Origin of the sequence: Anabaena azotica SJ-1, assembly GCF_047275885.1 — a bacterium.
GTDB lineage: Bacteria > Cyanobacteriota > Cyanobacteriia > Cyanobacteriales > Nostocaceae > Trichormus_B > Trichormus_B azotica_A.
In genome coordinates, this window is record NZ_CP178457.1 from 13,913 (window position 1) to 24,210 (window position 10,298).

Here is a 10,298-nt window from a genome sequence, read left to right on the forward strand (position 1 = left end):
CATTACTCCTAGACGCTACTCCTATCAGTGACATTGAACTGAGAATGAGTTTTCCCTGCCCCTTTCTTTGACGTTGTTTTTGGAGATGTTGTAGAAGTTGATATTTGAGATTTTTCAGATTGTTCAACAGCATCAGGTAGTGAAGCATCTGCCTCTACAGCAGGAACACTATTACCAGTTGCAGTTGAATCATTTTCAGAGTCAGTCGCAGATTCAGAACCTTGATTGTCAGTAGCAGTAGTAGTTGTTGTTATAGCTTTTTTGTGGAAACTCTTAATGCCACTTGCAGCTAATTCTACACCATGTCCCTTAAAAACGTCAGAGACATCCTCATAGGAGTAGCCAGCATCCAACATATCTTGGATAGGTTTAGCCAAACTTTTAACCAACTCCTCCACAGTAATAGTTTTGGGAGTAGTAGCCTTCTGTTTGAGACTAGCTTGAATATCTTCTAGTTTAGATAAAGGAACAGCCTTGGGTTTGCGGGACATAATTAGTAATGATTATTTGCGATAATTTTCTTTATTTTAGAAGAATTACCCGCCATTTCATCAACTTAATTTATCAATTAAATTTATCAATAAAGCAGCAAGTGACACCTTACTATATAACCTATAAGTTTTCGCCATGCAGATATTGGTAGATGCTTAATCAACAAAATTCATCAACCAAACTCATCAATTAAATTTATCAACTAAAGCAATTGCATCTAACCAACCCTAGAACCTATAAGTTTGATTGTGCCAGAACCATAAATTTGATTGTACAGATACTTGTAGATGCAAATGCGAGAATTCACGAAGGGATTGTAGGTCAGTATCATCAACCAAAACAGCAGGTGTAACCCTACCTCATAACCCATAGGTTTGACTGTACCAGAACCTATAAGTTTGATTGTACCAGAACCTATAAATTTGATGGTGCAGATGCTTGTAGATGCAAATGCGAGAATTCATGAGGGGATTGTAGGTCAGTGTCATCAACCAAAACAGCAGGTGTAACCCTACCTCATAACCCATAGGTTTGACTGTACCAGAACCTATAAATTTGATAGTGCAGATACTTGTAGAGCCAAGGTGGATAATTAAACAAAGGTTGATGAGTTTGTGAGGTAAACTAGAGTAGATAGTGTAAAAAGAATATGAGAAAAACAATTAAATAGTGCTGTAGCCCAAGTGGTGAAAGCATTACACCTTTTAGTTTTTACCCTCCGTGGTGGTTATGCCACAGATACCCGTACTTCTACCCCATGTAACGCAGCCCCTACAGAGGCAAGCAATACGCCTTAACGCGCTACGCGCTGCTTTTGCTATCGCAAAAGAGGCGTGAATTGCTTGTTGGGGGTGTCCCCCAAGCCCCCATTGTCGTACAATCAATAAGTTGCTTATGACACAACCAGACCCCCGTACAGCCTTAAGTAATCAACTAGCAGATGTACTAAGTAATCATTCAGTACAACCTGAAGTAAAGCGAGAAATAACTGTGACATTTAGAGTTAGCTCTGACGAGAAAGCGAGACTAGAACAACGGTGCATTGGGGTAGTGCAAAGCGATTATATTAGAGCTAGATTATTCGATTATTCCCTACCACGTTCTAAGTCAATTATCCCAGAAATTAATCGCCAAGTCATCTACGAACTCAAGAAAATTGGCAACAACCTCAACCAACAAACTAAAGCTATAAACGAAGCAGTCAAAGTTGGTTATCAACCACTAAGTAATGAAGCTAAAGAGTACCTGCAAACCCTCAAAGAACTAGCAGAAATATTAGAACAAACTCACCGACAACTCACCCAAACGATAGAATAGAGGCAACGAAATGATTACTAAAGTCAAAGCTAACAAATCATTTCGGGGTACAACCAAATACGTACTAGAGAAAGAAAAAGCCACAATTATTGGTGGCAATATGTACGGCTCAACCACCAACGAACTGGTAGAACAGTTCACCCTATCAGCCCATCTTAACCCCCAACTCAAAGACCCCTGCTACCATCTAATGCTCTCAGTACCCAAAACTGATAGAACCCTCAATGATGACGAATTAGCTAATTTATCTCAGCGTCACCTTGCTAACGTCATTGTATTATCCAGACTCAAAGGTGAAGAATCCCAAGTTAAACAGCCTGATAAAAGGATAGCTGATAGCAAATTAAACCAACTAGTTGATGAATTTATAGAAACAGAACTGCCAGCTTATGACTTCTTCATAGCCCGACATTCGGATAAAGAAAACGACCATACTCACATCGTTGCATCCAGAGTCAATAACTTAGATGGTAAATCCATCCGCACCTGGAATAATTATGCTTACTCAGAACATTCATCTCGACTGCTAGAGCGAGATTTTAACCTCACCCCAGTACAGAGTAGTTGGGAAAGTAAACGCAAAGCTATGACCCGTAATCAATTAGAACGGGTTGAAACTGATGGACTGCCAGGAGAAGAAATAATGCGACAGGCTATAGATGTAGTGACGGCAGATAAACCCACAATGCCACAACTAATTGAGAGATTATGGTCAGAGCATCAAGTTAAAGCGATTGTCAGTTATTACAGTCATGGTGGAGTCAGAGGTATCAAGTTTGGGATTGATATAGGTGCAGTCAATGCCGATGGTTCTCCCCAACTGCTCTGGAAACAGGGAGGAAATCTGAATAAATATAAGTGTTCATTCAATAAATTACAGACAGAATTGGGGGTAAGCTATGACCATAAACGGGACGATAGCGAAATTAAACACCTAACTAAGATGTTGGAATCTGCTCCGGTATTTCAAGGTAATCAGCAGGTAATAGACGGTAATTTATCTCAACAATCCATAGATAATTCCCAGATAATCGCTACTAAACCAGAAGCTAAACCAAAAACTAAACTAGAATTTAATGCAGAAATTAAACCAGTAATAACCCAGTCGCAATTGCCAGAAACTAAACTTGAAATTAATTCAGAAACTAAACCGCTACTAACCCAGTCGCAATTGGTAGAGCTTTACAAAAAATATAGTGCAGGACTGCAACAGGAATTGGTGACAGACCGAGATAAGGAAATTGCTGTCAGGGCATTGAAAGATAATAAGTCAGTCCTGGAGGTTGCAGACATCCTGAAAGTCAGCCCAGCCGGATGGACTGAAGATGAAGCTAGACAACTGGTGTTCCTTGCTAATGAGAAACTGGAATCACAGCAGCCGCAAATAGAACTAAAATCAATAGGAAAACAGGATTTAATCAATGAATTATTACAGATAGCAGTGCCTGTAGGTGTTGAATTAATCAATCGCTTACTCAGAAAACCTGGTGAGAATAGCCTGAGATTTAAACGTGCAACTTTAGCGAAAGAAGGTAGAGAATTGGTGTTTACCCATGATGAGAGAGGTGAGGTTTTTCGTATAGCTGTCAGTCGCAATCAAGAAGGTAATTTAGAGTATTATCCAGTGAATATAGGTGCAGTGCGACTTGAAGATGTTCACGCTTGGCGTGAGGTAAAGCGGGTGTTGCAACAACAGATAAGGGAGGAACGGCAACAGGAAAGAACGCAAAGTAAGGGATTTTCTTTGTAGCGATCGCTCTTCGAGCGATCGCTCCACCATCGCCCTATTCAACCCCATCTAAAGGAAAGCTTTTTCCTTTATCTAAATACCTCCTGCTTCCCAGGGCATTTAAAACCAGTGCGTTGTCATCTAACGGGCGTTACTATACAACGGCATCAAAATTCAACCAGGGGTCAAACAATGGCACGGTCAAAAGTAGTTAAGAACGATAAAGCAGTTGTTATTTATTGTAGAGTTAGCACTGATGAACAAAATAAAAGTCACTTAGGTTTAGATGCACAATTAGAAATGTGTAAACGGTTAGGAGAATATGAATGTTTAGAAGTAGTTGGGATAGGTGATAATATTCTCGTGAATGCTTATTCTCCTGGTTGGATACCGATATGGGAGGTGATAATGCACCGTTTACAGCCTCAAGGAGCTAAGACTGCTGTCTATTTAGCAACCCTACCAGATGGGGAAGCGCAAGGACAGTTTTTTGCAGAGATACGGAAGTTTGGTAGACCAATTCAAGTACAGTGGTAAGTTTATTTGGAAAATTCACTAATAATGTTACCTCCTATTTACGCCGACACACCCATAGAACTGGCTCCTGCCAAAATTATTACCTCGTTTCCAGTCAATACTTTTTTAGAAAATTTGGCGATTGCACCAGATGGCACAATATTTGTCACCAATCATGAAGCTGGTAAAATTGTTCGCATTACCCCAGATGGCAATCAGCAAATTCATGCCAGTATTGCAGGTAAAGTCAGTGGTTTGGCTTTTACTCTTGAAGGAGATTTAGTAGTAACTGGATGGAATGCTGATTCTATAGCAACGGTTTCACTAGTTACCGCAGATGGCACAGTGGAAACTTTGCTCACACTGCCAGATGCGATATTTCTCAATGGTATTACCCCTGTTTGTGACACTCAGTATTTAGCAGCAGATTCCTACCGGGGTGCAATTTGGTTGATTGATATTGATCAACGGCGTAGCGCCATCTGGCTCGAACATTCTTTACTAGCTCGTAGCAGTTCGGAAAATGTCATTCCAGCAGCTAATGGTTTGAAGCGTTTTGGTAACTTCCTCTACGTTTCAAATACGGAAAAAATGCTGCTGTTACGGATTCCTCTTGGTATTTCCAATGAACCTGGTGAGCCAGAAATCTTTGTAGAGCATACCAATATTGATGACTTTGCCTTTGACGTGGAAGGCAACCTTTACGGAGCAACGCATATTTACAATAGCGTAGTCAAGATTACACAGTATGGCAGTACAACTATCATTGCTCAAGCCGAACAAGGTGTAATTGGCAGTACAGCAGTTGCTTTTGGTCAAACTCAAAGCGATCGCACTGCCATCTATGTAGTGATGAATGGAGGAATGTTTTTACCTCCACCGGAGGGCGTGGTTCCTGCTAACGTTGTCCGCGTTGAGGTGGGTAAAGCTGGATATCCGTTAGTGGGGCAATGAGTCCAGCAATCACCAAAAAAGTGCTGAGGAGTTACTTGGACATGGAACAACAAGAGCAATCTGTAACTGTAGTCATTTCACAAGTTGTCAAATCAGGATGCGAAAGTGCTTATGAGGCTTGGTTAAAAGATATTACTGGTGTTGTTAGAACTTATCTTGGTCACTTAGGAACAAATGTGATTCGACCACAGCAAGGTTTGCACTCAGAATATGTTATTATCTTTCGGTTTGACACCTATGACAATTTAAAGACATGGATGGAGTCAGGCGATCGCAAATATTGGCTTACTCAAGCTCAACATTTGGTTCAATCTGAACCTTATGTTCAACAACTTAGTGGATTAGAAGCTTGGTTTTCCCTTCCTGGTAAACCATTAAAGACTCCACCACGCTATAAAACAGCATTACTAACCTGGGCTGTTGTATATGTATTGATTAACTTATTGAATAGGCTTCTAACGCCTCTGCTTGCTAATTTACCTCCTTTAATTATTTCACTGATCATTTCCGCTATCATGGTTGTACTTTTGACCTATGTTGTCATGCCAAGGGTGACTCGTCTGTTTAGCTCTTGGCTATATGAGAAATGATGGTAAGTGTATTCAGTGCCTCTCCATTGAACAGGTAGGGTATCCGCCGAGAGGTAGAGTCGAGGGGAATGTTGCCATTCCACCCCTCTCTTCCGAAACCGGGAAGAGCGATTATTCACCGCACACGGCTACTCAATGTGCAATCCTTTTGTCATTAACAGACTTCTGACTGCCGTCAGCAGCAGTCTTTTCATCATGGCAATGTCGATACGTCGTGCTAAATTTTGCGCGTATCTTGTCTTTACCCCATGTAATTGCACTGACTATCAATTTAATTGCGAATTATTATAATCTAAATCTGTTAGGTGAATTAATACCTGATGTGCTTTTTTACGAATCCGGTTTTCTGGGGAATCTAGCATTTTAACTAGCTTTGGTATGGCTTTCTTTAGCTTAAGAGTTTCTGTTGCATCAAGTGCAGCAAGTTTTACACTAAGGTTGTCATCGTTCAGAAGTTGAACAATTCTATCAGAAAGATGTTTAGAATGTATTTTTGCCAACGCTCGAATTGCACTGGCAGATATTAATACTTCTTCGCCAGAAATTACTTTTGTAACACCTCTATCATCAATGGCTTTTAACAGTAGCATTTCAGACCTTTGGTTTTTTATATTACCCAAAATATTTACAACAATTTCTCTGATTGTGGGTTCACCACTATTCATCTGTTTTTCTAGTTCATCTAGTGATTCTTCAGCCTGAAATATCAAGGCTTGACTAACTTGCTTTCTTACATAAGGATTATTATCTTTCAAAGAATTAGCAAGTTTGGGAATCACTTCTCTATCTTTAAGTTGACTGAAATATGCTGCTGCTGCTGCTCGAACTTCAGGTTCAGAATAATTGAGATATTTTCGTATGCTAGGAATAGCAGGTTCATACTTTCTCTGGCGCAATTCTGAGATTATTTCTTCAATTGTATAGGGAGTTTTTGTTAATCCAAGTTGCGTCACTAGTTCTCTTGAATCATTGGACATTGAGAATTTAGGAACTTCTCCCGCATAATTCCTTATGGTGATTTTTTTTGTAAAATCTGCATCAATTTTTTTATTTTTGTCATAATAAATACTTAGCCTAGCATCACCTTCTATTTGGGCATGAAGCTTTTCTAAGCCAATTTTCAAAATGATATAATCAGCATCCTTAACTTCGATTTTTCGAGATAACGGATAATAACTCATTTTTTTTTCTATATCTTGATTACTAATTAACCAATCATAAAATTTAGGTTTGACTTCAGCCGCATAATTTTCTTCTTTTTGAGAGATTTTTAATTTTGTAAATTTTAATTCTGCTCCTTTCAAAAAAGCTATATTATCTCCTTTATTCAGAAGTTTTATTTGAACTTCTGGATGAGATGTTTTGTTATCAATTTGAAAATCAACAATTTCTAATTTAGCACTCGGCATTATAAAGAATTTTATTATTGTTATGAGTGCTACAGGTATACCAATAATTAATCCTATCAATTCGAGCTTTTGCCTACAATGATCTATCCTACTGTTAGGTTGGTTGTTATTTGCTTCCTCAATCATTTTTAAATTTCTCCTTAGTACAATATTTGTTTAAAAACTGATTTCCCAAATCAATTATTTCAATAGCCTGAATTGTCGAATTCTGTACTGTATTGGCTGGAGAATTTTCTAATTTTTCCTTGACTAAATCAATATTAATATCAACTTCTTTATCACTAGAACATTCAAGTTTTCCCTCTTCGCTTACAAAAAAATTCATCCAAATTTTATAAGATAAGTATTTTACAATTGGCTCAAAATTATCTTGAGATATTTGTTCTAGTACATACGCTTTAATATTGTAGTTTTTTTTCAAATTTTCTACTGAACCATAACCTTCTAGTTTAGCTTGTTCTTTAAAAGTTTTTGTTATCGTCATTAGTTCAGATCCAATTTGAACTGCGACAAATGTTGGAAGATCCTCTTTTTTGTCGCTCATTCCGTATTTAGATTTTCTACCAATTCCTATACCATATGTATCCATAAAATCTCGTGGATCTTTTTCTCGTAATTGACCAGTTTTTAAGTCCCAACTTATGCTTTGAAATAATTGATAATATAAATTTTTAGCCAGAACTGATAATTTATATATCTCTTCTTTATTTTTTGAGGCAATAGCTTTTTCTAATAGTGTTAACGTTATATTAAGAGCTTGGTGAAAATCATTATTTACTTCATAAAAGTAAATTAAATAGCCCAAGTATCTATAATATTCTGAATATCCCATTGAAAAACTAATGGCGAGTTTAAGATACTTTTCTGCATTAATTTTATCTTCAATATCTTGATAAACGTTAGAAAAGTATGTGTATGTCATACTGAATAGGTGATTAATATCTTTGCAGGGTAAGTTTTTTGCTCCCAACTCACACTTAAACTCTTGTTGTAATTTACTAAGTGCATTCTCAGCTTTGGTTAATTCGTGAAGTGCTTCAGAATATCTTTTTAAATGTCTAAGGGCTATTGCTTTGCGTTGTAGATGATTAATAATGGCTAATTCAACAAATTCAGATTTTTTTATTTTATGAATCCTTTTCCAATATAAAAATTTTTCTTCTTTTTGTAACCAATCTAGTATTTTTTTCGATACTTCTTTATTTTCTGGCTTATCATCCAATATAGTCATTAATCTGTTATACTCTGACAAATCAGGAACAGGTGGTTTATACGAAAAAAATATTATAGCTATTCCTCCCATTAAAAAAGACATTAATGCTAAGATAAAAATGGCTATTTTAACATATTTAATATGTTTTTTATGGTTATTAGTAATTTGATTTATCTGATTCATAAATTTTTATGCTTGTGTCATATAAGGTTTTATTTATAAAAAAATAGATAATATTTAGCATAAATAAATATTACTTTTATCGCCTATCAACTATCTATATTTTTTGAGTTTATGCCAACTCAAAAAGCAATTTGTTTTTGATTTTAGCAAGTTTTGATAATAAATTTGAGCAAATTAATGCTTGACAGACAATGCCCTTAATACGAAAATGATCTTGTTTATAAATTGAAGTATATAACCACTTGTTCCTATTCTGATGAATCCAACAGATTAAGCCTCTTACCCAAGTTATAAAAGGCTAATAAAAGGCTAATCCAAAAGACATAATGCTACAGCACCCTTGTTCAATATAAACGTTGAATCAGCGCATTACTTGACGGTGCTATGGTAAAAGCACACCAATTATGTTGTCGAGAATTTAAACAATAACCCGCCGCGCCGCTAATACCATTTCCAGATGAGGCTGCGCCGAATTTTTGGTTTTCTATTTTCTTCCTCTCTGTTCTCTGTGCCTCTGTGGTTCGTTCTCTAAGTAAGCCCGTTATTATTTATCTGATTCTAAAAACAAAGATTCTAAATCTCGATAACCACTAACAACCCGCACAATAACAATACTATTTTCAAACACCCGATAAAAAATAATATATCCATCAATAGGAACACCCCTTAATACAGAATCCATATTTCCATAACTACGCCCGATTTTAGGAAACCTCGCTATATTGCGACACTTATTATTAAACTCCTTAACAAACCTTTCCCCCGCATCAATATTACGTTGGAGAAAATAGTCTAAAATATCTTCTAAATCCTTAGTTGCCTCTACAGATAAAACATATTCCATTATTTTTGACTCTCACGCGCCTGCCTAATTTTTTCATGTAATCTGGTCATAACAACATCACCATCAATCACCTCACCTTGTTCAACTTGGGCAAGTCCTACAGCCAGCTTTTCGCGTGTTTCCTGTTCCCATTCCTGATACCCCTTCTCCCACTCCGATAATAATTTAAGTGCTTTAGTTATCACTTCATCAGCATTAGTATAGTGACCCGTAGCAATATAAGCCTGTATCAATTCCTGAGTTTCTGGTTTAACTTGAATATTCATGATGTATTTTCCAATTAATTAATAGCCTATTCAAAAATGCTAACAATTATGGCTTACGCCACGCCGCAATATTACATTGTCTGCCTGTACCTGTTCTAACAATAAAATAAATCTCATCTAAAACCCAATCACAGAAGTTGCCTTGCGTCGCTGCTCCGGGGATACCTCCAAATATCGTTGCAAAGTCCCCAAATCGTTATGTCCACTAATTTCTTGAATGTGACGCAGAGGTATGCCCGCCGACGACATTTGATTTAATGCAGTTCTGCGGAATGAATGCGTTGAAACTCCCTCCAACCCAACTCGTTTAGCAGCTTCACGGAGAATCTTATCAGCAGCATATCGCGTCAATCGTTCCGTTACCCCACGCTTACCGGGGAACATAGGACCAGGCTTGGGGGTGTATGCGTCTAGAAATTCTGCCAAAGCCGGTTGGATATCAACAACGCGAGTCTTCAACTTCCCTTTAGTGGTAGACTTACGGAAGGTAAGAGTACCGCTTTTGATATCAGTCGTCTGAAGTCCAAGTGCCTCAGACACCCGACAACCAGTAAAAAGACAAATGGCAAATAAAGCGCGATTACGCGCAGCGTACTGCCCATTCGGGCAATCGCGTGGGTTAGTCAACCCCTTGTCAAACAGTAACCTCAATTCCTCCGAGTTGAGGATTTTCGCTTGTCCGTTTCCTGCTACTTTCATGGTAGATTCCATCCTTAACTTTTAAGGATAACACCAGTCTACACGAAACCTGGTTTTCGTTTACTCTTGGGGTGAAAAGGTTGCGA

The 10,298-nt window shown here is 37.7% G+C and carries 10 protein-coding genes and 1 pseudogene; 5 read left to right on the forward strand and 6 right to left on the reverse strand.

Annotated features, from left to right (window positions below; translation table 11 throughout):
- Nucleotides 1–8: 8 nt before the first annotated feature.
- On the reverse strand, nucleotides 9–491 hold the full coding sequence (locus ACLLO5_RS27435; RefSeq protein WP_413176408.1) for a hypothetical protein: 483 nt from the start codon (nucleotides 489–491) through the stop codon (nucleotides 9–11).
- A gap of 895 nt (nucleotides 492–1,386) precedes the next feature.
- On the opposite strand from ACLLO5_RS27435, the gene ACLLO5_RS27440 reads away from it, so the two are divergent.
- The 5 genes and pseudogenes from ACLLO5_RS27440 (at nucleotide 1,387) to ACLLO5_RS27460 (ending at nucleotide 5,598) form a co-directional block, all read left to right on the forward strand.
- Nucleotides 1,387–1,809, forward strand: coding sequence for a plasmid mobilization protein (locus ACLLO5_RS27440; RefSeq protein WP_413176410.1), 423 nt, complete (start codon nucleotides 1,387–1,389; stop codon nucleotides 1,807–1,809).
- Between the two features lie 10 nt (nucleotides 1,810–1,819).
- A complete protein-coding gene (locus ACLLO5_RS27445; RefSeq protein ID WP_413176412.1) occupies nucleotides 1,820–3,559 on the forward strand; it encodes a relaxase/mobilization nuclease domain-containing protein in 1,740 nt (579 codons plus the stop codon).
- Nucleotides 3,560–3,886: 327 nt separating this feature from the next.
- Nucleotides 3,887–4,075: pseudogene (locus ACLLO5_RS27450) on the forward strand (short-chain dehydrogenase); the annotation flags it as partial.
- Nucleotides 4,076–4,099: 24 nt separating this feature from the next.
- On the forward strand, nucleotides 4,100–5,008 hold the full coding sequence (locus ACLLO5_RS27455) for an SMP-30/gluconolactonase/LRE family protein (protein WP_413176414.1): 909 nt from the start codon (nucleotides 4,100–4,102) through the stop codon (nucleotides 5,006–5,008).
- A gap of 41 nt (nucleotides 5,009–5,049) precedes the next feature.
- Nucleotides 5,050–5,598, forward strand: coding sequence for an antibiotic biosynthesis monooxygenase (locus ACLLO5_RS27460; protein WP_413176416.1), 549 nt, complete (start codon nucleotides 5,050–5,052; stop codon nucleotides 5,596–5,598).
- A gap of 266 nt (nucleotides 5,599–5,864) precedes the next feature.
- Here the strand turns inward: ACLLO5_RS27460 and ACLLO5_RS27465 are convergent, their stop codons facing one another.
- From ACLLO5_RS27465 to ACLLO5_RS27485, 5 genes are all read right to left on the reverse strand, one after another.
- Nucleotides 5,865–7,133: a HEAT repeat domain-containing protein gene (locus tag ACLLO5_RS27465; RefSeq protein WP_413176418.1), complete on the reverse strand. Its 1,269-nt coding sequence runs from the start codon at nucleotides 7,131–7,133 to the stop codon at nucleotides 5,865–5,867.
- On the reverse strand, nucleotides 7,126–8,403 hold the full coding sequence (locus ACLLO5_RS27470) for a hypothetical protein (RefSeq protein ID WP_413176372.1): 1,278 nt from the start codon (nucleotides 8,401–8,403) through the stop codon (nucleotides 7,126–7,128). Before ACLLO5_RS27470 ends, ACLLO5_RS27465 begins: the two co-directional genes overlap by 8 nt.
- A gap of 544 nt (nucleotides 8,404–8,947) precedes the next feature.
- The gene (locus tag ACLLO5_RS27475; protein ID WP_413176374.1) at nucleotides 8,948–9,247 is read right to left on the reverse strand and encodes a type II toxin-antitoxin system RelE/ParE family toxin; all 300 of its coding nucleotides are present in this window, start codon (nucleotides 9,245–9,247) and stop codon (nucleotides 8,948–8,950) included.
- Nucleotides 9,247–9,513 carry a type II toxin-antitoxin system ParD family antitoxin gene (locus ACLLO5_RS27480; RefSeq protein WP_413176375.1) on the reverse strand — a complete coding sequence of 89 codons (267 nt, stop codon included), beginning with the start codon at nucleotides 9,511–9,513 and terminating at the stop codon, nucleotides 9,247–9,249. Before ACLLO5_RS27480 ends, ACLLO5_RS27475 begins: the two co-directional genes overlap by 1 nt.
- A gap of 117 nt (nucleotides 9,514–9,630) precedes the next feature.
- Nucleotides 9,631–10,212 (reverse strand): tyrosine-type recombinase/integrase, encoded by a 582-nt coding sequence (locus ACLLO5_RS27485; RefSeq protein ID WP_413176376.1) that lies wholly within the window; start codon nucleotides 10,210–10,212, stop codon nucleotides 9,631–9,633.
- Nucleotides 10,213–10,298 lie beyond the last annotated feature (86 nt).

Coding starts and splice junctions, on each gene's coding strand:
- ACLLO5_RS27455 (WP_413176414.1), top strand. CDS start 4,100: ATGTTACCTCCTATTTACGCCGACACACCCATAGAACTGGCTCCTGCC.
- ACLLO5_RS27475 (WP_413176374.1), bottom strand. CDS start 9,247: ATGGAATATGTTTTATCTGTAGAGGCAACTAAGGATTTAGAAGATATT.
- ACLLO5_RS27440 (WP_413176410.1), top strand. CDS start 1,387: ATGACACAACCAGACCCCCGTACAGCCTTAAGTAATCAACTAGCAGAT.
- ACLLO5_RS27465 (WP_413176418.1), bottom strand. CDS start 7,133: ATGATTGAGGAAGCAAATAACAACCAACCTAACAGTAGGATAGATCAT.
- ACLLO5_RS27460 (WP_413176416.1), top strand. CDS start 5,050: ATGGAACAACAAGAGCAATCTGTAACTGTAGTCATTTCACAAGTTGTC.
- ACLLO5_RS27445 (WP_413176412.1), top strand. CDS start 1,820: ATGATTACTAAAGTCAAAGCTAACAAATCATTTCGGGGTACAACCAAA.
- ACLLO5_RS27435 (WP_413176408.1), bottom strand. CDS start 491: ATGTCCCGCAAACCCAAGGCTGTTCCTTTATCTAAACTAGAAGATATT.
- ACLLO5_RS27480 (WP_413176375.1), bottom strand. CDS start 9,513: ATGAATATTCAAGTTAAACCAGAAACTCAGGAATTGATACAGGCTTAT.
- ACLLO5_RS27470 (WP_413176372.1), bottom strand. CDS start 8,403: ATGAATCAGATAAATCAAATTACTAATAACCATAAAAAACATATTAAA.
- ACLLO5_RS27485 (WP_413176376.1), bottom strand. CDS start 10,212: ATGAAAGTAGCAGGAAACGGACAAGCGAAAATCCTCAACTCGGAGGAA.